17 protein-coding genes are annotated in these 24,748 nt (G+C 45.5%); all 17 read right to left on the bottom strand.

Annotated elements, in window-relative coordinates:
• Positions 1 to 22 precede the first annotated feature (22 nt).
• The 17 genes from H171_RS23540 to nagZ all read right to left on the bottom strand — a co-directional run bounded on the left by H171_RS23540 (position 23) and on the right by nagZ (position 24,725).
• The gene (locus H171_RS23540) at positions 23 to 1,561 is read right to left on the bottom strand and encodes a sensor histidine kinase (protein ID WP_100307284.1); all 1,539 of its coding nucleotides are present in this window, start codon (positions 1,559 to 1,561) and stop codon (positions 23 to 25) included.
• Between the two features lie 27 nt (positions 1,562 to 1,588).
• A complete protein-coding gene (locus H171_RS23535; protein WP_100307283.1) occupies positions 1,589 to 2,260 on the bottom strand; it encodes a response regulator transcription factor in 672 nt (223 codons plus the stop codon).
• A 225-nt stretch (positions 2,261 to 2,485) separates the two neighbouring features.
• Complete coding sequence (kduI, locus tag H171_RS23530) at positions 2,486 to 3,328, bottom strand: 5-dehydro-4-deoxy-D-glucuronate isomerase (RefSeq protein WP_100307282.1); 843 nt, start codon at positions 3,326 to 3,328, stop codon at positions 2,486 to 2,488.
• Positions 3,329 to 4,269: 941 nt separating this feature from the next.
• Positions 4,270 to 7,104, bottom strand: coding sequence for a collagen-like domain-containing protein (locus tag H171_RS25080; protein WP_157803214.1), 2,835 nt, complete (start codon positions 7,102 to 7,104; stop codon positions 4,270 to 4,272).
• Between the two features lie 164 nt (positions 7,105 to 7,268).
• Positions 7,269 to 8,387, bottom strand: coding sequence for a tetratricopeptide repeat-containing glycosyltransferase (locus H171_RS23520; protein WP_100307280.1), 1,119 nt, complete (start codon positions 8,385 to 8,387; stop codon positions 7,269 to 7,271).
• On the bottom strand, positions 8,384 to 9,496 hold the full coding sequence (locus H171_RS23515) for a tetratricopeptide repeat-containing glycosyltransferase (protein WP_100307645.1): 1,113 nt from the start codon (positions 9,494 to 9,496) through the stop codon (positions 8,384 to 8,386). The genes H171_RS23520 and H171_RS23515 overlap by 4 nt, the downstream gene beginning before the upstream one ends.
• A 245-nt stretch (positions 9,497 to 9,741) precedes the next feature.
• On the bottom strand, positions 9,742 to 10,203 hold the full coding sequence (locus H171_RS23510) for a hypothetical protein (RefSeq protein ID WP_100307279.1): 462 nt from the start codon (positions 10,201 to 10,203) through the stop codon (positions 9,742 to 9,744).
• A 153-nt stretch (positions 10,204 to 10,356) separates the two neighbouring features.
• On the bottom strand, positions 10,357 to 10,893 hold the full coding sequence (locus tag H171_RS23505; RefSeq protein ID WP_100307644.1) for a CDP-alcohol phosphatidyltransferase family protein: 537 nt from the start codon (positions 10,891 to 10,893) through the stop codon (positions 10,357 to 10,359).
• Between the two features lie 77 nt (positions 10,894 to 10,970).
• Complete coding sequence (locus tag H171_RS23500; RefSeq protein ID WP_100307278.1) at positions 10,971 to 11,504, bottom strand: GNAT family N-acetyltransferase; 534 nt, start codon at positions 11,502 to 11,504, stop codon at positions 10,971 to 10,973.
• Between the two features lie 118 nt (positions 11,505 to 11,622).
• Positions 11,623 to 13,452 carry a bifunctional metallophosphatase/5'-nucleotidase gene (locus H171_RS23495; protein ID WP_100307277.1) on the bottom strand — a complete coding sequence of 610 codons (1,830 nt, stop codon included), beginning with the start codon at positions 13,450 to 13,452 and terminating at the stop codon, positions 11,623 to 11,625.
• Positions 13,453 to 13,656: 204 nt separating this feature from the next.
• Entirely contained in the window at positions 13,657 to 15,447 is a 1,791-nt protein-coding gene (gene aspS, locus H171_RS23490) for an aspartate--tRNA ligase (protein ID WP_100307643.1), read from the bottom strand.
• Between the two features lie 68 nt (positions 15,448 to 15,515).
• Complete coding sequence (hisS, locus tag H171_RS23485; protein ID WP_100307276.1) at positions 15,516 to 16,775, bottom strand: histidine--tRNA ligase; 1,260 nt, start codon at positions 16,773 to 16,775, stop codon at positions 15,516 to 15,518.
• Between the two features lie 127 nt (positions 16,776 to 16,902).
• Entirely contained in the window at positions 16,903 to 18,357 is a 1,455-nt protein-coding gene (gene hemZ / locus H171_RS23480) for a coproporphyrinogen dehydrogenase HemZ (RefSeq protein ID WP_100307275.1), read from the bottom strand.
• 73 nt (positions 18,358 to 18,430) lie between these two features.
• Positions 18,431 to 19,075, bottom strand: a complete 645-nt coding sequence (locus H171_RS23475; RefSeq protein ID WP_100307274.1) for an MBL fold metallo-hydrolase — start codon at positions 19,073 to 19,075, stop codon at positions 18,431 to 18,433.
• 127 nt (positions 19,076 to 19,202) lie between these two features.
• Complete coding sequence (locus H171_RS23470) at positions 19,203 to 21,509, bottom strand: RelA/SpoT family protein (RefSeq protein WP_100307642.1); 2,307 nt, start codon at positions 21,507 to 21,509, stop codon at positions 19,203 to 19,205.
• 73 nt (positions 21,510 to 21,582) lie between these two features.
• Positions 21,583 to 22,575, bottom strand: a complete 993-nt coding sequence (gene add, locus H171_RS23465) for an adenosine deaminase (protein WP_100307273.1) — start codon at positions 22,573 to 22,575, stop codon at positions 21,583 to 21,585.
• A gap of 638 nt (positions 22,576 to 23,213) precedes the next feature.
• Positions 23,214 to 24,725, bottom strand: a complete 1,512-nt coding sequence (nagZ, locus tag H171_RS23460; RefSeq protein WP_157803213.1) for a beta-N-acetylhexosaminidase — start codon at positions 24,723 to 24,725, stop codon at positions 23,214 to 23,216.
• Positions 24,726 to 24,748 lie beyond the last annotated feature (23 nt).

Below are 24,748 nucleotides of genomic sequence, written 5' to 3'. Positions count from 1 at the left end.
TATTCTTCTCTAAGATAACATACTACAAATTTTCTTTATAACAATCCACAGTAAACCAAAACTCCACGCCTCCCTTCACATTCCGAACGCCACATGACTTATTATGGGAATCCATAATAGCCTTAACAATAGAAAGACCAATGCCACTCCCCCCATATCCCCTTGTATGCGCCTTGTCCACCTTAAAAAACTTGGTCCAAATTTGCGGTAAATCCTCATCTGGGATATTCTGACCTGTGTTAAATACAGTTACAAGAGCTTCCTCTCCATTCTCCTCTGCAATAAATATAATTTTACGCTCTCCATCCAAATGATTGAGCGCATTATTTAAGTAGTTTGTAATGACTTCTTCTATTTTAAATTCATCAGCGAATACATAAATTGGACCGTAATCCTCCAGTTTCACTTCTGCCCCCTTCTGCTGTATCAGAATTCCTGCCGAATTAATGACTCCGCGGATCAGCTCCGTCAGGTCAAAGCGTTCCATCTGAATACTGTCATTGCCGAATTCAAGAGCAGTAAGATTAAGTAATTGACGGACCATGGTATTCATTTTACCTGCCTCGTCCATAATGACTCCGCAGTAATAATCTCTGCTGTCCGGATCCTCTGCCATCCCTTCCGTGAGGCCCTCCGCATATCCTTGAATGAGGGCAATGGGCGTCTTTAATTCATGGGAAACATTAGCGATAAAATCCTTACGCATTTCATCAATTTTTATCTTTTCATCTATATCCTTCTGCAGCTTTTCGTTGGCTGCCCTAAGCTGCCCGATGGTATCCTTTAAGGTGTCGGACAGCTGGTTCATACTGTTGCCCAGTACCCCGACCTCGTCTTCCTCTGCACCTGTGTATTTAGCATCAAAGTCCAACGCCGACATTTTTTCAGACAAGTTGGCAAGCTGTAAAATAGGAGAAGTAATTCTTTTTGTAGTAAAATAGATAAATATGCTTCCTATGAACAGTGCCACCACTCCCACATAAGCGAGGAATCGGTTTGCCAGAGCCACACTTTCTGTAATGCTGGCAAGAGGGACAGACATGAGGAAAATTGTTTTATTGTCAGAAAAATACCCCCAGCTTTCCAGATAATAAGAATCGGAACGCCTGTCATACGTCTTCTGAACAATATAATTGTCGTGTCTTTCTAAAACACTGGCTTCCGGCACGTTCTTTCCGAATATATATGCCTCTACCCTGTTTTTTAAAAAGAGCTGATCCCCGTTTGTGGACATAAGGGCCTCGTCTGTGGTGCTGTCGATCAACACCAACATCAGATTGTATTTTTCTCCCATGGTTCGGAACATCTTCTGAGCCGGACCTTCATTTTTAAAATCCGGGTCATAGGATTCCTTGTAATAATCAATAATCCCTTTCCCGCTCTCATTCGCCTGTGCTACTAACCTGTCGATCTGCATATAGGCTTTCTCCAGAGTGTGCACCTTATCGTTGGTGTAAAAGCTCTCCAGAAACCAGTTGTTTACAAACCATGTAGAAATTAGAACCAAGGCCATCAGACATACAAAAATTATGGCAAAACGCGCCCTGATGGAATGCTTCATTTAATCACCTCAAATGGTATCCTTTCCTTATACTTCGAACTTATATCCCATTCCCCATATGGTCTTTATATAGTCTCCCTTATCTCCCATCTTGTTTCTCAACTTTTTCACATGGGTATCTATGGTCCGGGCATCTCCAAAGTAATCATAATTCCAGACATTGTTCAGTATCTTCTCTCTGGACAAGGCAATTCCCTGATTTTCCAGAAAATAAGCCAAAAGTTCAAATTCTTTGTAGCTTAGATCAATGTCTTTCCCGTCAATGGTGACCTGATGAGCCGCTTTGTCAATGCAGATTCCCCCTATTTCCACTGAATCTGCAGGAACGGCATTGCTGCGTCTTAATATAGCATCCACGCGGGCTACCAAAATCTTAGGGCTGAAGGGCTTTGAAATGTATTCATCTACTCCCAGATCAAAGCCCTGAAGCTCGTCACGTTCTTCGCTTCTTGCAGTCAGCATGATGATGGGAACCTGGGAATATTTACGGATTGTTTTGCAGGTCTCCCAGCCATCCATTTTAGGCATCATCACATCCAGAATAATCAGCACAATATCTTTTTGTTCAAAAAAGATATCTACAGCTTCTTCGCCGTTGGAAGCCTCGACCACGGAAAAACCCTTTACACTCAAAAAATCCTTTACCAGTTTTCTCATTCTGGCCTCATCATCCACTACTAATATCTTCAACTGTTCCATATATAACCTCCTGAAATCAGATCCTTTAAATCACAAAGTATTTATCAGTGTTATTGTATCAAATAGAAAGGTGAATTTCTACATTTTCACAGAGATTTCACACGATTTAGAAAGAAATAGCTGATCACCAGATTATTCCCCTGACCTTGAAACGATATTCCGTTTCCGGCAAAACAAAAGGCAGATGCACTGGAAATAGCGCATCTGCCTTATTATAAAAATAAATTATCTTAACTCAGTTGTAGGAATGGTGTCCATATCATCAAATGCCTGGTTCTCTCCGCCCATTGCCCAGATGAAGGTATAGTTACTGGTACCTGCACCGGAATGGATGCTCCAGGATGGGCTGATTACTGCCTGCTCATTCTGCATAACAATGTGTCTAGTCTCACTGCCTTCGCCCATCATATGGAATACTACATTGTTCTCCGGAATCTCGAAATACATGTAAATCTCCATACGTCTCTCATGGGTATGGGATGGCATTGTGTTCCATACGCTGCCCGGATCCAGAACAGTCATACCCATAGACAGCTGGCAGGTCTCCAGTACGTCCGGATGGATGAACTGGTTAATCACGCGCTTGTTGGAGGTTTCCATAGCGCCCAGAGGCTTCTTAGCTGCCTTTTCAATAGGAATGAATGTGGTCTTACATGCTTTATGAGCTGGAGCACTCACCATGTAGAATTTAGCCGGATTGGATCCATCTTCACTGGAGAAGGTAACTTCCTTTGTTCCCTTGGTGATATATAAGCAGTCCTTATATCCCATCTTGAATTCTTCCCCATCTGCAACGATCTTTCCTGCGCCGCCAATGTTGAAGATACCAACCTCACGTCTCTCAAGGAAATAGCTTGTACCGAAATTTTTCCAAATATCAATGCCCTTGTCAATGGAAACTGTCTCTGTTGTTGGCATGCAGCCTAAGGTTACCATACGATCTACGTGAGAATATACTGCAACTACCTCATTGGCAACGTATAAATTTTCAATTAAAAACTCATTTCTGGTTTCTTCTGTTGTGTAACGTTTGAAATCCTTCTGGTTTGCTGAATAACGGATATCCATTTATAAAAAACCTCCTTATATAATTAATTTAGAAATAACTGACCAGCTTCATCGTATCATATGGAGATTTTTAATTCAATATCTTCTTGGATAAATCGTCAAAAAGAACATAAAATCCAGTTTTTAACCTAAAAAATGAACTAATGTTTATTGAATAACCTACTTATTTATGATTGGTGATTTTAAATTTTTTACTTATGTGGAAGGATCTTCACTGGTAACAGAGCTATGCTCGGCAGTGGTTTTGCTTTGAACTACCACAGATATCTGCGTAATGCTGTAAGACACTTGATTAATGGCAATGGGTTATTCACGGGATGTAACTTCTATTAAACATAAGTTCAGCACATGACTTGCCTGGTTTGAAACCTCCTTGAGGCACACAACCCGGCAGATGTATCTGCCCAGAAATAAACTTTTCCATCATTCTAGCAGAGATTCCGTACAATATTCTCCGCATTTTTACGCACTGCATGCTCTGTGATCTCACCGTTTTCATAGCGTTTATAGTTGGTCTCTAATGTGCTTACAAGATACCACAACTATTTTAATATATGCATCGAAACTTGGATATCTTGAGTCAATCCAATTCTGATACGCACGATTCAGACCTGCATAAAAGAACATCATCAATAGGAAAATTATGCTGCAAACCTAAACGCTTACAAATAAAATAAGCTTACCTGCAATCTATATTTTTTCTGTTTAACCATGATGTGCTTCCTCCGTAATTGCATAAACTTTTCGTTTCAACAATTTTTCGTTTCCTATTAATATAAATTTAGAGATAATCCATAGACATGAGAAAGAGTTGCTAGAGGATCTACAATAAAAAAGTTATCCCGAAGTTTATGCGTATTCTTAAATTACATACAGCATTTGGATAAACTTCGAGATAACTTTTATAAAATAATTAAATTTGAGATTGCAATTCTATTATACTATGCTGTCTGATGAACGGACCATACGATTCCTCCAGTATTGGCTCCCCCAAGATTAAGAGTTAAGGATAAACCACTTGATACATAAAACAAACCAATAACGTCACCACTATTTAATGCTGCATCACAAGCCAAGGTAACCGTTCCATTACCTAATACGGCTCTTAACGTCAAGAGCGTTACGTTAATGTTTAAAACAGGGAATAAGCCGCTCACAATCGTAGTAGTTGTAGGTGATGTCCTTGATACTGCAAAGGACGGATTAATTGTGTTTCCAATTGAACCCGTTATTGCTGCTGTTGTAGAGTAGTTAATAGTTGCCTTTATAGAGTATCTTCCTGTTGTAGGTACAGTAAAGTTTCCTGTTGTTGCATTAAAATTTGCATTTCCATAATAAGGAGCAGTCGTGGTCCAGTTTGTTATTTGCGTATCTGTTGATACTGACAAGGAGGCCACGAACGCAGAAAAGCCATTTGTAGCAAAATTGGGGCCGGTTGGACCGGTTGGACCAGTTGGGCCGGTTACTCCCTGTGGACCTGTTGGACCCATAGCTCCTTGTGGGCCGGTTGGGCCGGTGACTCCTTCTGGGCCGGTTGGACCCGTAGCTCCCTGTGGGCCGGTTGGACCGGTGACTCCTTGTGGACCGGTTGGGCCTGTATCCCCCTGTAGACCTGTTGGACCGGTGACTCCTTGCGGGCCGGTTGGACCGGTGTCTCCCTGTGGACCGGTTGGGCCTGTGTCTCCCTGTGGACCGGTTGGGCCTGTGTCTCCCTGTGGACCGGTTGGGCCGATAACACCTTGTGGGCCGGTTGGACCCGTTACACCCTGCGGACCGGTTGGACCGGTAGCTCCTTGTGGGCCGGTTGGACCGATCACTCCTTGCGGACCGGTGGGACCCGTGTCTCCCTGTGGGCCGGTTGGGCCAGTTAATCCTTGCGGACCGGTGGGACCTATGACTCCTTGCGGACCGGTGGGACCGATATCCCCCTGTGGACCAGTTGGTCCGGTGTCCCCCTGTGGACCGGTTGGTCCGTTATCCCCCTGTGGACCGGTTGGGCCGATGTCCCCCTGTGGACCAGTTGGGCCAACGCCTCCCTGTGGACCCGTTGGGCCGGTGTCTCCCTGCGGGCCGTTTGGACCGATCACTCCCTGTGGACCGATTGGACCGGTATCTCCCTGTGGACCCATTGGACCGGTATCTCCCTGCAGGCCAGTTGGACCAGTTGGGCCTGTATCTCCTTGCGGACCGGTTGGACCAGTATCCCCCTGCGGACCAGTTGGACCAGTGACTCCTTGCAAGCCAGTTGGGCCGATGACTCCCTGTGGACCCGTTGGGCCGATGACTCCTTGTGGGCCTGTTGGACCGGTGACTCCTTGCGGACCTGTTGGTCCAGTGTCTCCCTGTGGACCCGTTGGGCCGATAACTCCTTGTGGGCCTGTTGGACCCGTTACACCCTGCGGACCTGTTGGACCTGTAGCTCCTTGCGGACCAGTTGGGCCGATGACTCCTTGCGGACCTGTTGGACCGGTTGGACCTATGACTCCCTGCGGACCAGTTGGACCGGTATCCCCCTGCGGACCGGTTGGGCCGGTATCCCCCTGCGGACCGGTTGGACCGGTATCCCCCTGCGGACCGGTTGGACCGGCGACTCCTTGCGGACCCGTTGGACCCGTGTCTCCCTGCAGGCCAGTTGGACCGATGACTCCTTGCAGACCTGTTGGACCGGTGTCTCCCTGTGGACCCGTTGGGCCGATTACCCCTTGCGGGCCAGTTGGTCCGGTTACTCCTTGTGGGCCGGTTGGACCGGTGTCTCCCTGTGTGCCAATTGGGCCGATTGCCCCCTGTGGACCCGTTGGGCCGGTATCTCCCTGCGGGCCAGTTACTCCCTGCGGACCTGTTGGACCGGTATCTCCCTGTGGACCTGTTAGGCCGATATCTCCCTGCGGACCCGTTGGGCCAGTGTCTCCCTGCGGCCCGATTGGGCCTGTGGCTCCCTGTGCACCTATTGGACCAGTGTCTCCTTGCGGACCCGTTGAGCCAGTGACTCCCTGCGGGCCAGTTGGACCTGTTACACCCTGTGAACCTGTTGGACCTATAGCTCCCTGTGGACCCGTTGGGCCGGTTATCCCTTGCGGACCGGCTGGTCCAGTGTCCCCTTGTGGGCCAGTCGGACCGGCGACCCCTTGCGGACCTATTGGGCCGATATCCCCCTGTGGACCTGTTGGGCCTGTAACTCCTTGCGGACCTGATGGACCGGTGACTCCTTGCGGACCCGTTGGACCGGTGACTCCCTGCGAACCTATTGGGCCGGTGATACCTTGCGGACCGGTTGGACCGGTGTCTCCTTGCGGACCCGTTGGACCAGTAGCTCCTTGTGGACCCATTTGGCCGGTGATACCTTGCGGACCCGTTGGTCCGGTGTCCCCCTGCAGACCCGTTGGGCCGATCAATCCCTGTGGGCCAGTTGGACCGGTTACTCCTTGTGGACCTGTTGGACCAGTGACTCCTTGTAGGCCAGTCGGACCCGTAGGGCCCGTAGCTCCTTGCGGGCCGATTGGACCGTTGGCTCCTTGCTGACCTGTTGGGCCGATGATCCCTTGCGGGCCTGTTGGACCCGTTGGGCCTGTGTCTCCCTGCGGTCCAGTTGGGCCTGTGACTCCTTGCTCACCTGTTGGGCCTGTTCCTCCCTGTGGACCAGTCGAACCTGTTGCTCCACGTGGACCCGTTGGACCCACTGGCCCCACAACTCCTCTCGGCCCCATTGGACCACTTGCTCCCCGCGGGCCTGTCGGACCCGTTGGACCCGTTGGACCTGTTGGACCTGCATGCCCCATAGAACAGCATCCTCTGTTACATCTGCAAACGTTTCCTGAACACTCCTGTATTGCCGCCGCCTGGTTAATTTCATGACCATCACTGGCATATTGCATAGTACGACGCCCTTTCTAAAAATCCATAAAGGAACATATTAGAATGTCATCATTAATACGTTCCATTTTTAAGGATGATTTGATTTTTGTTCGGCTGCGATAATGTTAAAATTGCTTTTTAGCCGTTCATTATCGGGGGCATATTCAAGAGCACTCTTTGCATGTTCCAGGGATTCCTTCGGCATACCCAGCCTATAGGCAGCTATGGCGCAAAAATCATCCAGGGTATAATCCCAGGAATATCCCATATTGACAAAAGTCCTCGATTTTTCCTTTATCTTTAAAGCTTCTTTTGTTAAAAAGTAAGTCATCGCCCAATCTTTTATTTCATAGCACATTTTAGAGAACTCTACATAGGAATCACGCATATCCGGTACTTCTGCAATTGCTTTGTAATACCAGGCATACGCTCCCTTCAGATCTCCTATTTTATAGCAGGATTTTGCAATCCAGCGCATAGCGGCACAACGCTCATCACTCCATACAGCAGCCGGCAAAGCCAGATATTCCTTAAGCGTTTCTATGCATTTTTGCCACTGGCTTTTATACATATATTCTCTTCCAAGGTAATACCGCATCCTCTCATCATCCGGAGCTTCCTTTACAGCAAGCTCCAAAAGAGGAAGATATGAACCCCGGGATTTTTCAGGGTCCGGGTAATGGCTTAGAATCATTCCTTCAATATATATGGTTTCAATGGGCGAATTCCCCGTATATTGGAGAAATTCATGGATAGGGCATTTCCAACGGAACCCCTGCCGGCTGTGGACTTTAAAATAATAAAATTGAATGTCTGGAGTCCCATCTTCCTTAAGGCTCCAGTTATAAGGGTATCTTCCCATTTTTGCGGTAGGCATGGAACCTTCCGGTCTATGGTTAAGCCATGCTTCCTCCAGTTTGTTACGCCAGCCTGGCTCAAATAATTCATCAAGGTCCGTGCAGACACAGATATCAATATCCTCCGGGACATGATCCAAGGAAATATTCCGCGCCACATCAAATCTCCACGGCTTAACTATGTCCACATATACAACCGCACCCCGTTCTTTTAACCTTTCAACAGTCCCATCATCAGAACCGGTGTCTGTGACTACAATTAAATCAGCCTCACTCATGGAGTCCATCCATTTATCTACAAATTGGACCTCGTTTTTACAAATAGCATAAACACAGATTTTTAGTTTCATGATGATTCCTCCGCCTTTTCCTGTTTTTTGATCCTGTCTTCAATCAATAACAGATTATTTTGCAGCCTCTTATTAGAAGAGTTCATGCTCAAGGCTATACGGGCATAGTCCCTGGCCTTCTCATACATCCCCATATTGTAAGCGCCGACGGAACCGTAATCATACAAAGCATTTCCCCAGCTTTCTGGGTCAACCAGATAACTTCCTGAATTTCTTGTGATAGTTAATCCCTTTTCTGCCATGGCAAAGGTCAGCGGCCAGTTTTTTTCATTATAGGCTGATTTTACCAGAGCAAGATATGGTTCTCTAGCATCCGGACATTCCGCCAAAGCCCGAAAAAGCCATGATCTGGCCTCTTTCATATTCCCCTTCTCTTCATAACATTGAGCAATAAAGCGCATGGAGGCACTTCGTTCCTCACTCCATTGAGCCGTTTCAAGGGAAAGGTGTTTCTTCAACGTTTCAATTCCCTTATCAAAATTTCTATGATACACGTATTCTCTTCCAAGCCAGAACATAGACCTGTCATCAAGCGGGTTTTCCTGAACAGATAATTCCAAAAGGGGAAGATATTGGCTTCTTGGCTTTGATAAATCCGGATAGTGATTGAGTACCAACCCATTGATCCATGAGATCTTCTCAGGCCCTGCGCCACTGTATTCCAGAACCTCATGTACCGGATGTACCCAGCGATAGCCATGCCTGATATGGATTTTTTCCATGGTATACTGCTTTTGGGGGGTACCATCAGGATTAAAGGCAAAGGTAAATAAGTATCGTGCACGGGTGTATTCCGGTCTCCATAGCTCTTCCAGCTTTTTCCGCCAGCCTGACTCAAAGACCTCATCTAAATCGTTCGAAACACAGATGTCAACATCCTCGGGGACATGGCTTAGAGCCACATTGCGGGCTGTGTCAAACCGCCATGGCGATATAGTTTCTTCATATACAATGGCTCCTCTTTCCCGAAGTCTTTCAACCGTATGATCAGTTGATCCTGTATCCGTCACAATGACAGCATCGGCTTCTGATACTGCATCCATCCAGCGGTCTACAAATTGTTCTTCATTTTTACAGATTGCATATACGCATATTTTATATTGATTCACTTCCACCGACTCCTCCAGTCATATTAATTGCTTTTTTTATTCTACTAAAATCAATATATGCATCTTGCAGCCCATCCTGTGAAGAAACGGCTTTTATGGATATTAGAGCGAACAAAAAAAGCCGGCATTATGCTGGCCAAAATATCTTTATGTGAAAAACATAATAAAAAGCTCCATCAACTTCCCTGTTTTGCTTAACCTTAATAGACGAATTGAACTTTATATTCCTATATTGAAGTTTATATTTAAAAATATCTTTTATATTCCCCAATAGGAAAAGGATTCTCTAATCCCAACACTCTTGGCCATAAGCCTGTGTCGTCAATGATAAAGCCCATTATCATTCCCATATGGCTATGTAAATGCCTGAACTGCGCTAAAATCAAAGTGAATTTATTATATCCGCAATCAGGCGGAGTATCTAACAGTTGATTATCTGTTAGCTGTGAAAGGTAAGTCTTTACTTTTATATCAATATCAGCAAAATATTCATTTATTTCTTCTCTTAAAAGGTATTTACCGGAGATTACATCTAAGTTATTCAAGTCCTTTTCGTGTATATCAGGCTCTGCAAACTCTTTATCACTGGGATTGATAAACCATAAATCCAATGAATGAAGCATATGATAGATATGTTTCCAACAAGGCATTTCACAATACTCTTTATTCCACAACTCATTTGGTACACAATCAATAACATTTTTCACTTCCCATTATACCCGATATAGCGGGGCAAGCTATGTCAGAAGGGGGGCAAGCCCCTTCTTACAAGCTGCGATAGCAGCGATGAGTTCATGCCGTGAAGCGGGTCACGCGGTGAGCAAACAGCATAGCGGATTGCGAATATCCGATTGACAATTCTATTTTCTTAGTGAAAATATGGATTTAATATCTCGCAGTAACTTTATAGAAACAGTATTGATAATTAATTCTTCTATTGCCGAAATGCTTGCAATCAAACAAACCAAAATAGCCGCCGCATATAATCCTGATCCAATATATAGAAATGGAAAGGTAAACAAAGCAAACCCTGTCAGCTTATTAGCATAAGTGTGCAAAAATGCAAGTTGTCTGTAACGAATAAAACCAACACCTAGCGATATCAGACGAACAACAGCAATCGCAGCGACCCAATAGATTCCCCATAAAGGCAATTTGAAGCTGGGAACAAATATGGACAGCAAAACTATAACCATGAAAACATCAGCAATGCTATCCAGCATCTGACCCTTTTTACTTACGGCATTCATCTTTCGCGCAATCATTCCGTCCAAAACATCACTGATGCCGCATAAAAAATATACAATGAGAAATTGTCTTGAAAATGGTTCCATTGTCAACAAAACCATGGTTCCTAACACTCTTGTCATTGTAATTAAGTTAGGAATATTCTTCATCTGAGCCTCCGGCATTCCCCCACAGCCGAAGCCGGCATTATGCCGGCTTCTCTGACAGTACATGGCTGCACTCTCAATTATGTTTCAAAAGCCTCCACACCATATACTTTTTCATAAATTTCTTTCTTATACGGCAGAAATTCCTCTTCCGGCACAGGTTTTCCATAACTCATAATCCACAGCTGAATAGGTCTGTCCAAAGGCTTTAAGGGCAATTGCTCATAATAAAAGGAATTGGAGTAAAATCCCAGCCTTTCATAAAATACTGCCCTGCTTCTGGTCATAGGGTTCTCCTCCGTGATTGGTTCTATTTCCAGAAACACAGGCTTTTCTGTTTCCTCCATAACCTCTTGTACCAGCTTCTTTCCATATCCCTTTCCCCTGCATACTTCCGTTGTGGCCAAATGTTCCAAAAAAACACAAGAGGTCAGATCCCAGTATCCCAGAAAGGCCACAATCTTTTCTTCCTCTTCTATCACCCGGACTTTATAGCAGGGATTACCGAAAACCCTTTTCTGATCGTCTTTTGTCCGGCGCTCAATATTTGGAAATGATTCCTTATAAATTTGGTATATTTCCTCAAAACGGGTCTGCGGGTTTTTTAACAGCATAATATCAATCTCCTAATCTTTATCTGTAATTGTTTCTGACTTTAAGTGTATCATTTCCTGTGAAAAGAAGCAATGGAAAAGCCTGCCCCCATCTTACCGGGGCAGGCTGCTTTTCATTTTATTTAATGGTAATTCTGCCCTGACCTGCAGGATTTGCATAATCAGCACCTACATTGCCGCCTAAATTGCTGCGGATATAAGTGGAAAGTAAATCTACATCAGTCATGACATCATCCCTGATTATCTTGCTTCCTTTAAACATGGTCATGCCATCACCGGAAGACTTTAACATGTAGTTATGAGCGGCTACGGTATAAGTCTTGTTCACATCAAGAGCAGCGCCGCCTACCATAATATCGGATACCCGGTATGCTCCGTTTACTTTTATAAAATTATCTTTTTCATCTACCTGAACATTGGAGGCCTTGGAAGTATCGATTGTATAGGTAAGACCTGATACATGAAGGAAACCACCATTCTCCTTTGGGCAGTTCCGGGATGCCATTTCCAGGGCATCCTTGATCTGCTGGCCAGTTACCTCTACAACACATCCCATATTGCCGAATGGGAACACGGTAAGGGTATCATTGTAGGTGATATTGCCGGCCTTAATGTTGGCTCTGACGCCGCCGCCATTTGAAAGGCCGATTTCTGCTCCAAGCACATAGCGGTATGCGTCCGCAGACAGATCGCCAAGGTTTGTCTCTGCGCTTCTGACCGCACGTTTTCCGGTTGCCGGGTCATTCACCGTAAGTTCAACATCCGTATGTCCGATCACAGTCTTCAGTGTCTCATTATACTGAGCCTGAATCACCTTAATGAATTTGTCTGTATCATAGTCAATGGCCTTTCCGTCAGCTGTGATAGCGCTTTTTCCGGGAATCACCAACTGTACTCCTACAGTCAGGACATTAGGATCCTTGATTTTATCTCTATTTGCTTCATAGATTTCATTCCAACGGTTATAGGAGCCTAATTCTCTCTTAGCGATCCGGCTTAAGGAATCCCCATTTTTTACGGTATAGGCGCTGGTGCCCGCTCCTGCCGGAACCTGGGAAACCAGTTCGTTTGAAATGGTTCCATCCGTATGCAGTGTCAGCTTTCCGAAATTCTTTAACTTTGTACCTGTCTGGGTAAGAAGCACATCCTGGCCATCCTTATTCTTTACGTACTTTCCATATTCCTCATGGGAATGGCCGTCGATTAATACATTAATGCCCGTAGTATTCTTGATCACGTTATCAGAGGTCCAACGGTCTGTTGTCCCGTTTTCGCCCAAATGGCCTACCAAAATTACATAATTAGCTCCCTCTGCTTTTGCACTGTTTACAGATGACTGGATCTGGTCATAAAGTTTTTGTCCATTTTCATCTTCACAAAAACCGTAAATATAATTTCCATTTCCATCCTGGAAATAAGCTGGTGTGGATTTCGTAAAGCTTTCCGGGGTAGTTGCACCTACAAACGCGACCTTAGTATCCCCATATGTAAAGATCTTATAGGGAGCAAATACCGCGGAGCCAGTCCTTAAATCCATAAAATTGCTTGAATAGTAACCGCAGCTTAACTTTCCTGCCAATTCCAGAAAACGGGGCATCCCATAATCGAACTCATGGTTGCCCGGCACCGCAAAGTCATAACCGACCTTATTCATAATGTCGATCAGATAACCTCCGTCTGACAATGTCCCAATGGGTGCGCCCTGAATGGCATCTCCAGCGTCAATCAGCGTCACATATGGAGTCTGGGCCTGCATCTCTTTCTTATAGAGAGCAAGTCCCGCATATCCTATGTTTTCATCAACCCCGCAGTGGACATCATTGGTATAGAGAACCACGATATCCCGGTCTGCCGCCAGAGAAGAAAAGGATATGCCTGTCGTCAGGGACAGGACCATGAGTAAAGCCAGCCATAGTGACAGAAACCTTCTTGTCTTACTTCCTTTCATTGTTGAAACCCTCCTTTTGAAAAGTACGTTTTCCTCTATTATATCAGATAAATGTAAAAATAGTATATTATATTTCCATATTTTAAAATTATTTCTTCTATTTCTCAGGTTTCTTTTAGACATGAGAATTATAAACATAGAAAAGGGATGCCCCATCCGCCAAAAGCTGACACTTTTAGCAGAAGAGCATCCCTCATCAATCAATTATTCATTTTCTTCACTGATTTCTATTCCCAGCTCCACAAGCTGCTTCGGATCTACCGATGAAGGTGCCTCAGTCATCAGGCAGGAGGCATCTTTAACTTTAGGGAATGCGATTACATCCCGGATGCTGTCTGCACCTACCATCAGCATAACAACCCGGTCCAGACCGTAAGCAAGTCCTGCGTGAGGTGGAACACCATATTTAAACGCCTCCAAAAGGAATCCGAACTGATCCTCCGCCTGTTCCTTTGTAAAGCCCAGCACTTCAAACATCTTGGACTGGATATCGCTCTGGTGGATTCGGACAGAACCTCCTCCAAGCTCCGTACCATTTAACACGATGTCATATGCTTTTGCACGGACAGCGCCAGGATTGCTGTCAATAAGTGCCCAGTCTTCATCCATAGGCATGGTAAATGGGTGGTGCATAGCAGTAAAACGGCCCTGTTCTTCGGAATACTCAAGCAGCGGGAATTCCGTTACCCATAAGAATTTAAAGTCATCCTTTTTCAGAAGATCAAGCTGCCTTGCAAGCTCCAGTCTCAAGTTGCCTAATACGTCAAATACCACTTTATCCCGGTCTGCCGCAAATAAAAGCAGATCTCCAGGCTTTGCTCCCATTGCATCTGCAAGAGTATGAAGCTCTTCTTCTGTCATGAATTTTGCAAAGGAGCATTTATAGGTTCCGTCTTCATTTACAGCCAGATAAGCCAGTCCCTTGGCGCCAAAGCCTTTTGCATATTCCACCAGGGCATCGATTTTTTTACGAGGCATGGCTCCCTGTCCTTCGGCATTGATCCCTCGGACAGAACCGCCGTTTTCAAGCGCACCCTTAAACACTGCAAATTCCGTATCCTTGACTACATCGGAAACATTTTTAAGTTCCATTCCAAAACGCATATCCGGCTTGTCAGAACCAAAGCGGTCCATAGCTTCTTTCCAGGTCATTCTGGTAATTGGAAGGTGGATATCAAATCCAGTGATTTCCTTAAATAATTTCTTTAACAGCCTTTCATTGACTTCCAGCACGTCCTCCACATCCACAAAGGACAGCTCCATATCGATCTGGGTAAATTCCGGCTGTCTGTCTGCACGCAGGTCCTCATCACGATAGCATCTTGCCAGCTGGAAATAACGGTCATAACCGGAACACATCAGCAGCTGCTTAAAAAGCTGGGGAGACTGGGGAAGTGCATAGAAAGAGCCTGGGTGGACACGGCTTGGAACCAGATAGTCCCGGGCACCTTCCGGAGTGCTCTTAATCAGTGTCGGCGTTTCAATCTCTAAAAAGCCCTCTTCCGCCAAAAATGCCCTTGTTAAGGTGGCAACCTGGCTTCTCACCCTGATGTTCTTCTGGATATCCGGTCTTCTAAGGTCAAGGAAACGGTATTTCAATCTCAGTTCTTCCTTTGTCTTGCTGTTCTCTTCGATGGGGAAGGGAGGTGTCTCAGATTCGGATAAGATCCTTAAGCCCTTTGCCCGCACTTCAATGGCTCCTGTGGCCAGGTTCTCATTCACTCCTCCTGCCCTTGTTTCCACTTCGCCGGTTACTGCGATAACAAATTCACTTCTTAATTTTTCTGCCTTTGCAAAGCTTTCAGCTCCACAATCGCTTTCTTCAAAAATGATCTGCAGAATTCCGGAACGGTCTCTTAAATCAACAAAAATGATTCCTCCCTTATTTCTGCTTTTCTGGACCCAGCCCATAACCGTTACTTCGCTGCCCACATTGGCTGTTGTAACCTCTGTGCATCTATGTGTTCTTTTTAAGCCTAACATTGACTCTGCCATAATATCCTCTTTCCTGCCCATGTTTTTTGGCATATCTGTATGCCCTTGGGGCGTTCCTCCTGATAAATTTACTTAAGTGCATCCTTATAGAATTCCTTAAACAGTGTATAACCTTCCTTCTCAAGGCCTTCTTTCTGGAACTTTTTATTTTTATTCATTTGGGAAACCAGAACAGTCACACCCTTGGCCCGTTCTTCCATCGCCTCTTTGATGGCCCCATTCATCACATCATCACTTACACCCTTTTCAATCAGAAAGGCCACCTTGTCTTCCTTTCCGGGAACCGTGAAGCCCTCATCCATCAGGATAGTGATGATCCGTTCAAATCCAATGGAAAAACCACAGGCAGGCGTATCCATGCCAGTGAATTTCCCGATCATCTTATCGTAGCGGCCGCCGCCACCTACGGAACCAGGAAAACCGTCCACCTGGATTTCAAAAATGGTTCCGGTGTAATAAGACATCCCTCTCACGAGGGTAGGGTCAAACACGATGTGAAACTGGCTGGTGGTAATCTGGCTCACACTGTCAATGATAGCCGCCAGGTTCTCCGCCTGTTCCTGATCCATCGCATCTTTTAAGACGCTGCCCAGGCTGCGCACTCCGGCAGCATCCGGTGTCACCGACTCAAAAAGGGATAAATATTTTTTAATTTTTTCTTCATCATAACCTGCTTCCGCCAGTTCTCTTGCCACACCATCCATACCGATCTTGTCCATCTTATCAAGAATGATGAACACCTGGTCATAGGCTTCTTCCGGAAAACCGCAGAAAGCAGCCATTCCCTTTAAGATATTCCGGTCATTGATCCTTACGGTATACCCCTTAAAGCCAATCTTTCCAAGCAATGTGGTGGTAGCCAGAATCAGCTCAATCTCTGCAAGCCTGGTGGAATCCCCCAGTATGTCGATGTCACACTGGACGAACTGTCTGAACCGCCCTTTCTGGGGACGGTCCGCCCTCCACACGCTTCCCATCTGAAGAGATTTAAAGGGAGCGGTCAGGGATGCAGCATTATTAGAATAATATCTGGACAAGGGAACGGTCAGGTCATACCGGAGGCCGCTGTCAACCAGATCATTTTCCGCCTGTGCTGTCTCCACATTTAATTTTTCTCCCCGCTTCATGATCTTGAAAATCAGCTTTTCATTATCTCCGCCCTGTTTGCTGGTCAGGTTCTCGATATGCTCCACACAGGGAGTCTCGATGGAATGAAAGCCGAAGCCACCATAGGTTTCACGTATCTGGTTCATCACATATTCCCGTACCTGCATCTCGGCGGGAAGAATATCCTTCATTCCGGTAACCGGTTTCTTTTTCAATGCCATTTCGTTCACTCCGTTTTTTCTTATTTTATAGGGAAATTCCCGACAATATATAGGAAACACCCTTCGGGTATGCCTCTATGCCCCGAAAGCATAGGTAGTTATTATGAAATCATGCCTCTATTGTAAATTACATTTCCAATTTTGCAAGCATTTTTTCTTTTCTTTCCAGCATTTCGTCGATTCTTGCAATATACTGTTCCACATCCTTGACATTTTCCACACGCTCCAGACGGTTTTCTGATGGGAATATCACCTTTGTGGTGGTTCCTGCCCCGCAGGCTATAATGGTCTGCTTTTCTTCCATAATTAAAATATTATAGATGCAGGCTTTGCCTGGAAGAGAATAGCCAACGTTTTCAAAGTTTCCGGCCATGTTTTTCTGACGGTAAAGGTAATAGGGCTCCTGCCCCATGCTTCTGGCATAGGTGGCAGTCAAATCGATCATTTCCTGAGTATTGGTGATCTTTAAATCCTCGTACTTTTCCTTAAACATATTAAGGCGGGCCGCACGCTTGATGGCAAGGGAATGAACAGTAATGCCATCTGGCCCAAGAGCCTTTATTTCCTCCATGGTTCGGGTCACATCTTCCATATCCTCTTCCGGCAGGCCGATGATTAAATCCATGTTGATATTGTCAAAGCCCAAAGACCTTGCCATGGAATACCGGTCCTTTACCATGTCTACGGTATGGCGCCGGCCGATGATATCCAGAGTTTCCTGTTTCATGGTCTGAGGATTAATGGATATACGGGTCACTCCGCGGCTTTTTAGAACCTGAAGCTTTTCTATGGTAATACTGTCCGGGCGTCCGGCCTCAACGGTAAATTCCTTTACCCCGGTAAAATCAAAGGTTGCTTTCAGCCTGCTGATCAGCTTATCCAGATGAAGGGCGGAAAGGGAAGTAGGCGTACCACCGCCGATATAAACAGTATCCAGGGTCCTCCCTGCCATTTTCCTTGCTGTATAATCCATTTCCTTAAATAAAGCTTCCAGATACTCTTCCATGCGCTTTTCCCATTGTCCAATAGGGAAGGAAGTAAAGGAGCAGTAAAGGCAGGTAGTAGGGCAGAAGGGAATACCTATATACAAGCTGTAGCCGTGGCTGTAATCAATGGCAGAAATGAGTTCCATCTCCCGCCTGGCAATCTCCAGGCTTAAATCCACTTTTCCGTCACTGGTTAAATAGGTATCCTTCATGTATCTGCGGACTTCCCCATCCGTATACCCTTCCATAAGCCTTGTCATGGCTATTTTGGTAGGCCGGATTCCTGTTAAGGTTCCCCAGGGAAGTTCTATCCCCGTAAGCTCATGAACCATGCCGTAAAGCATCCGTTTGATCCGGTTCTTGGTTTCGAAGCGGTCAGTAAAATCCACTTCAGTGGATGAAGAACTTACAATGTCCTTCTCAACATCCTGGATCGCCAGCTCATAATCAGCTTCCCCTGTCCTGCCCCGGACAAGAAGACGGTAGGCCTCTGACCGGCTTTCTTTGTGGACAAAGCCCTCTCCCGGATAAAATGCCATCAAAAGCTCTCTGATATCCTGCTCAAAGGACTGGTCATCTAATATTAATCCTATCATGTATCTTCCTCATCTGCTCCCATGCTTTTGGGGTATATCGGGATACCCGCAGGGTGCTATACTCTTAATGCTTCTATCCTCTGTATAATGCCACCGGGTTATATACTTTCTCATGACCAATCGTGGTCGCCTCCCCATGCCCCGGATAAACAAGTGTATCGTCAGGCAGGACAAAAAGCCGTTCCTTTATGGAGCTTAAGATCTGGGACTGACTTCCCGTAGGAAAGTCCGTTCTTCCCAAAGACTCCAAAAAGAGAGTGTCACCGCTTATGAGGATGTTTTCAGACTCGATCAGATAACAGACCGAACCTGAAGTATGGCCTGGGGTAAACAAAACCTTAAAGGTCATTCCTGCAAGAGATAGAATGGCTCCATCCTCCTCATATCCGTCTGCATGAACCGTATAAGCCATACCAAAAGAGGAAGACAAATTGACAGACGGTTCTGCAAGCATCTCTTTTTCCTGCTTTCCGGCAAAAATTTTCACATCAGGAAATGCTTCTTTGATATCTTTTACCGCCAGAATGTGATCAAAATGCCCATGAGTCAGTAAAATCGCCTCCGGATTCAGGGAAAGCTCCCGGCACAGGTCCAGGATATATGCCCCGTCTGCGCCCGGGTCCACGATTACCGCCTTTTTTAGGGATTCCCGGTATATTACATAGCAATTGGTTCCAAGCTGGCCCACAGGACAGGTCTTTATTCTGAAATCACTCATGTTTTTTATCTCCTAACTGAAATTATCTTTATGTAAACCTGATGCAAATCCGGTTCAGGCAACAAAGAAAAACACGATTTCCATGTTTTATCATTTGGTTTACTTCGCGCAAAAAGAGAAAACTGCGTTATCCCGCAGTCCTCTCAATGTCTATGACTCCTTCGATTTGTCTCAGCTTATCAACCAGCTTCCCCAGTTCTTCCACACCATGAATGTCAAAGGTCATGGTAATGGTCGCCTTGCCCTGCTTGTTGGTTCTGGAGTTCATGGAGGTGATGTCGATCTGCCTCTCTGTAAACACCTTGGATATGTCGACAAACATGCCGATCCGGTTATTGGCAAATATCTTGATTTCCGAGGAATACCGTTCCTTGGTGTCATCACCCTCCGATTCCTGCCATTCCGCATCAATCAGACGATTCCGCTCATCCTCAGGCAGGTTTAAGACGTTGACGCAGTCAGTCCTGTGGATAGAAATTCCCCGTCCGCGGGTTACAAAGCCTACGATCTCATCTCCCGGCACCGGGCTGCAGCATTTGGAAAAGCGGACTGCAAGGTCGTGGATTCCCTTTACAACGATTCCGCTGCCCGAGCGTCTCTTGACTGGCAGCCTGTTGCTCATATCCTCTATGTCATTTAAAATGCTGTTGTCCGTAACATCTTTCTTAAGCTTCTTATTCCGTTCATCCACCATCTTATTGATGACCTGGCCCTCTTTCAGGCCCCCATGTCCGATGGATGCAAGAACTGACTCCCAATCACGGAACGCATAACGCTTCATGACCTTTTCCTGGTATTCCGGCTTGCTGATCTCAGAATAATTGATTCCCTTTGTCTTGCAGTAGCGGTCCACCATCTCCTTGCCGCGAAGGATGTTATCTTCTTTCAGTTCTGTTTTAAACCATTGGTTGATCTTGTTCTTGGCCTGGGTGCTTTTCACTATATTCAGCCAGTCCCGGCTGGGGCCCCGGCTGTTCTGGGAAGTGATGATCTCCACCTGGTCGCCGTTCTCAATTACGTAATCAATGTTCACCAGTTTTCCGTTGACCCTGGATCCCACCATCTTATTGCCTACCGCACTGTGTATGGAGTATGCAAAATCAATGGGTGTGGAGCCAGCAGGAAGATTCTTCACATCCCCGGAAGGGGTAAAGCAGTAAACACTGTCGGAGAATAAATCCAGATCTCCCTTTACCATATTTAAGAATTCCTTGTTATCGGACATGTCCTTCTGCCATTCCAGAATCTGACGCAGCCAGCTTAACTTCTCTTCCTCTTTGCCTGCCGCCACCTGTCCGCTTCCGCTCTCCTTATACTTCCAGTGAGCGGCAATACCGTATTCTGCGGTACGGTGCATATCGTAAGTACGGATCTGGATCTCAAAGGGCTGCCCATTGTTTCCGATCAGAGTGGTATGAAGAGACTGGTACATGTTGGGTTTCGGCATTGCAATATAATCTTTGAAACGGCCGGGAATGGGCTTATACATCTCATGAATCACCCCAAGGGCGGCGTAGCAGTCCTTTACGCTGTCGACGATAATACGAACCGCAAACAGGTCATAAATCTGATCCAGAGTCTTATTCTGATTCACCATCTTTTTATAGATGCTGAAAAAATGCTTCACGCGGCCATCTACCCTGGCTTCGATCCCGCCGGTCCGTAAATGTTCCTGCACCTCATCTACAATGCTCTTTACAAAGGTTTCCCTGGCATCCTTTTTTAAAGATATTTTCTCCGCCAGCTCGTAATATATTTCCGGCTGCAGATATCTTAAGGACAGATCGTCAAGCTCGATCTTTATCTTGGAAATACCAAGGCGGTGGGCAATGGGAGCATAGATTTCCATGGTCTCCTTTGCCTTTTCCTTCTGTTTTTCCGGTTTCATGTACTGCAGCGTCCGCATGTTGTGAAGGCGGTCCGCCAACTTGATGATAATGACGCGGATATCCTTTGCCATGGCTAAAAACATCTTTCTTAAGTTTTCAGCCTGAATCTCCATCTTATCCATGGACCAGGATATCTGGGTCAGCTTGGTAACGCCGTCCACTAAAAGGGCTACCTCTTCCCCGAATTCCGCCTTCAGCTCATCTAAGGACATGATCGTGTCTTCGACCACATCATGAAGGATCCCGGCGGCAATGGTCTCTTTATCCATCTCTAAATCGGCCAGAATAATGGCAACACAAAGAGGGTGAATGATATACGGTTCACCCGATTTGCGCCTTTGGTCCTTATGCGCATTATCCGCAATATGATATGCCTTTTCTATCATGGTGATATCATCGGAAGGGTGATATCTCCTTATACTGCGGACCAGCTCTTCATAAAGTACGTCCGGGCTGGTAAAATCAGCCGGAGCTTCCAGATCCACATCCACCTTCCGCTTTTCCGGACGTTCTTTTTCCAAAGCCGCCAAATTATTCTTTTCCATCATTGGATTATCTGCCATATGCCGTCACCCTTTTGTTGCACTCCTGGTTTTCACCTATTTTTAAACGTAGTTATCATTCATTATAATTATTATTGTCGAAAAATGCAAATATTTTTTCTTTCTGTCTATTTTCAAAGAAAGCTGCTTCCAGTGCATACCGGTTCATTTGTCTTAGATCCGCTTCCGTAAATCCCATATATTTCTTAATGAGCTCTGCTTCCTTTTCCAGTGTGGTATCTGAAACTGTCATGTTATCCGTATTGTAGGTAACCCGGATTTCTCTGTCATAAAAGGCCTTTAACGGATGCTCCCCTATGGAGGGAACGGCCTTTGTCTGAAGGTTGCTGATCACACACATCTCTAAGGTAATCTTTTCCTTTTTTAAGAGGTCCATACATGCCTCTGACTTGATTGCGGCACATCCATGTCCGATTCTTTTTGCTCCGTAATGGACCGCTTTTGTAATATTTTCATAATCACCGCACTCTCCTGCATGTATGGTAAAGGGAATGTCTCTCCGGCCGGCCTCCTTAAAAAGATGCTCAAAGTGATCCATGGGGATCATACCCTCCGGCCCTGCAAGATCCACTCCCACTACGCCCTTTCCAAGATAGGCCTGGGCCAGTTCAAAGGTTTCCTCATTTTCCCGGTCAGGCCCGTTTACCATGGCACAAAGAAGGATCCCAGCTATCATATGGGACTTTTCTGTGCCCTTCCTCACTCCTCTTATGACCGCTTCTAAAGCTTTTTCCTTTGTCAGTCCCTTTCCCGTATGGAGCTGGGGAGCAAAACGGATCTCACTGAGAATCAGTCCCTGGGAAGCCAGCTCTTCTGTCAAGTGATGGGAAGCCAGTTCCAGAGCTTCTTCTGTCTGAAGCAGCATCCCCGGCAGATCAAAGCACTTTAAATAATCCACTAAGCTTTCACAGTTTTCCCCTGCAACAAGGCTTTTCCTTCCGCCCTGCCCTTCAAAGTCATATCCGACCTGCGCCGCAAGCAGCTTTACAGTCTCAATGGATAATGATCCATCCAAATGGAGATGAAGGTCAGTTTCCAATCGTTTCATAACAATCCCTCCTTTTGTTAATGAAAACATTTTAACATACTACGGGGAAAGTAACAATTATTTCATGAATACTTCTGCTACACCCCCTCTTGATACGCATAGGAAATCAAACAAATGCTTTCTTCTGGCGAGGACGCTTCACCCTCAAAAGGGATAAGTATCACTATGAAGAATGTTTATATTGTATGAGAAAAGATACAGAATGGGAAGACAGGCGTTAAGAATTCCTGAAGATGGTGAATTCATATAAATTTTTCAGTTCTTTTTAAGAAATATGCGTTATAATCAACCGCATCAGATACACCCTATCTGAAATCAAAACCATGAAAGGTGTGAGAAGCTTGAAAAAAATAGCATAAACCTATTATGTGCAGCCATCTGCATCCTGGCGCTCAACGGCTGCAGCATAAACGGCAACGGGGAATTAAAAACCTACACCATTCCTGATTCTGCTTTCATTACGAAAGGCATGGAAAAAGAAAGCGCTTCAGTTACTGATCTGTCCGCGGACACCGTAGTACGAATCACTTTAAATGAAGATACTGTTTCCAATATCAGCATTATAAATTAACTGTATATAGATTCTTTAAGATAAAAGAATCTATATACAGTTCTATGGAATTTCCCCTATTACAACTTCACTGTTTAAACAAAGGCACCACCGCCTCAAAGGATTGTCTGCTGTATTCATATGCCGCAATTTTATCAACCCCATCACCGACTTCGTCCAGATCATAGGGATTTCGAAATGCCGCCATGACCATCGGTATCCTTAACTTTTCCAGTTCTCTTGCAAGGGAACTCTGACCACGGTTTAAATGCCCATTGTAGGTGCCAAGTACAAGATTGGTATATCCCTTATCTTTTACCTTTTCCAGTACTTCATTTATTTCCCTTGAATCCGGATCTATGGAAAAAGAATACGCATCTCCTCCAAACCTTTCCTGCATATATGCTGCAAACAGCAGATCCTCCATCACACGGCTGGAGGCCAAAGTGGAACGATAGGCAAAACAGCTTAAAAATACAGGTTTTTTTCCCAGCGGATGGCCATATCCTCTTTCCCGGTTCGTAAACCGTATGCTGCCACGATACAGTGATTTTACAAACTCTCCCGCTTCTTTAAGGGATTTCTTTCCCTCATTCGCATTGGGTGCCGCATATCTTTTTTTGTATGCCAGGATCCGTTCCACTGCATCGTCTATCCGGGATATTGGGATCTCGCCGGATTCCACTGCCCTCTCTATTTCCCTGGCTGCTTCCGCTGCAAGGCTTGCCGTATGGGAAATGAATACAAGATCCACGCCTGCCATAATGGCCTTTTTAGCACCGGTAGCAGTACCGAAATATTCTTTAATGGCATTCATTTCCAGGCAGTCGGAAATCACCAGCCCTTCAAATCCCAGTCTGTTTCTTAAGATTCCCTGGATTATGGTTTCTGACATGGTTACCGGTAAATGTTCCTTTTCAATTCTTGGAAATAAAATGTGGGCAAGGGTTACGGCTGTGGCTCCCCGCCGGAAGGCCTCTATAAATGGAATCAGCTCTTCCTGCTCCAGCTCTTCATAGGATTTCCGGATGCAGGGCAGGGAAAGATGAGAATCCACTGCCGTATCTCCATGGCCCGGAAAATGCTTCACAGAACACATGATTCCGGCATCTAAATATCCCTTCACCATTGCACAGCCAAATTCGGATACCATGGTCTTATCCGGTCCAAAGCTTCGCACACCGATCACCGGATTATCCGGATTGTTATTAATATCGAGTACCGGAGCCAGATTGAAATTGATTCCCAGCTCTCTTAATTCCTGTCCTGTAAGAAGTGCCGCCTCATACGCATTCTCCTTATCTCCGGTCTGTGTAAGAGCCATTGCTCCCGGTATACTGACCGATCCCTCCGGAAGTCTTCTTACAACTCCCCCCTCCTGGTCGATGGTGATAAAGGCAAATTCTCCGGTTTCTTCCTTTACCAGCCTTTGAATGGACTCACAAAGTCCCTTCAGCTGGTTCCTGCTTTCTATGTTATGGGAAAACAAGATAAGGTTCCCTACTTTATACTCTCTTATCAGCCGAATCATGTCTTCCCTTAATTCCCCAGCCGGAAAACCGGCTACGATCATTTGCCCGATCTTTTGTTTTAATGTCATTTCTCCCAAACTCCAGTCACCTC

The organism is [Clostridium] celerecrescens 18A (assembly GCF_002797975.1).
Lineage (GTDB): Bacteria > Bacillota > Clostridia > Lachnospirales > Lachnospiraceae > Lacrimispora > Lacrimispora celerecrescens.
This window is presented reverse-complemented; position numbering and strand designations above follow the sequence as displayed.

What these genes read in the sequence shown, in the direction of transcription:
- H171_RS23540 (WP_100307284.1), bottom strand. Translation starts at nt 1,561, where the DNA reads ATGAAGCATTCCATCAGGGCGCGTTTTGCCATAATTTTTGTATGTCTG.
- H171_RS23535 (WP_100307283.1), bottom strand. Translation starts at nt 2,260, where the DNA reads ATGGAACAGTTGAAGATATTAGTAGTGGATGATGAGGCCAGAATGAGA.
- kduI (WP_100307282.1), bottom strand. Translation starts at nt 3,328, where the DNA reads ATGGATATCCGTTATTCAGCAAACCAGAAGGATTTCAAACGTTACACA.
- H171_RS25080 (WP_157803214.1), bottom strand. Translation starts at nt 7,104, where the DNA reads ATGGGGCATGCAGGTCCAACAGGTCCAACGGGTCCAACGGGTCCGACA.
- H171_RS23520 (WP_100307280.1), bottom strand. Translation starts at nt 8,387, where the DNA reads ATGAAACTAAAAATCTGTGTTTATGCTATTTGTAAAAACGAGGTCCAA.
- H171_RS23505 (WP_100307644.1), bottom strand. Translation starts at nt 10,893, where the DNA reads ATGAAGAATATTCCTAACTTAATTACAATGACAAGAGTGTTAGGAACC.
- H171_RS23500 (WP_100307278.1), bottom strand. Translation starts at nt 11,504, where the DNA reads ATGCTGTTAAAAAACCCGCAGACCCGTTTTGAGGAAATATACCAAATT.
- H171_RS23495 (WP_100307277.1), bottom strand. Translation starts at nt 13,452, where the DNA reads ATGAAAGGAAGTAAGACAAGAAGGTTTCTGTCACTATGGCTGGCTTTA.
- aspS (WP_100307643.1), bottom strand. Translation starts at nt 15,447, where the DNA reads ATGGCAGAGTCAATGTTAGGCTTAAAAAGAACACATAGATGCACAGAG.
- hisS (WP_100307276.1), bottom strand. Translation starts at nt 16,775, where the DNA reads ATGGCATTGAAAAAGAAACCGGTTACCGGAATGAAGGATATTCTTCCC.
- hemZ (WP_100307275.1), bottom strand. Translation starts at nt 18,357, where the DNA reads ATGATAGGATTAATATTAGATGACCAGTCCTTTGAGCAGGATATCAGA.
- H171_RS23475 (WP_100307274.1), bottom strand. Translation starts at nt 19,075, where the DNA reads ATGAGTGATTTCAGAATAAAGACCTGTCCTGTGGGCCAGCTTGGAACC.
- H171_RS23470 (WP_100307642.1), bottom strand. Translation starts at nt 21,509, where the DNA reads ATGGAAAAGAATAATTTGGCGGCTTTGGAAAAAGAACGTCCGGAAAAG.
- add (WP_100307273.1), bottom strand. Translation starts at nt 22,575, where the DNA reads ATGAAACGATTGGAAACTGACCTTCATCTCCATTTGGATGGATCATTA.
- nagZ (WP_157803213.1), bottom strand. Translation starts at nt 24,725, where the DNA reads ATGACATTAAAACAAAAGATCGGGCAAATGATCGTAGCCGGTTTTCCG.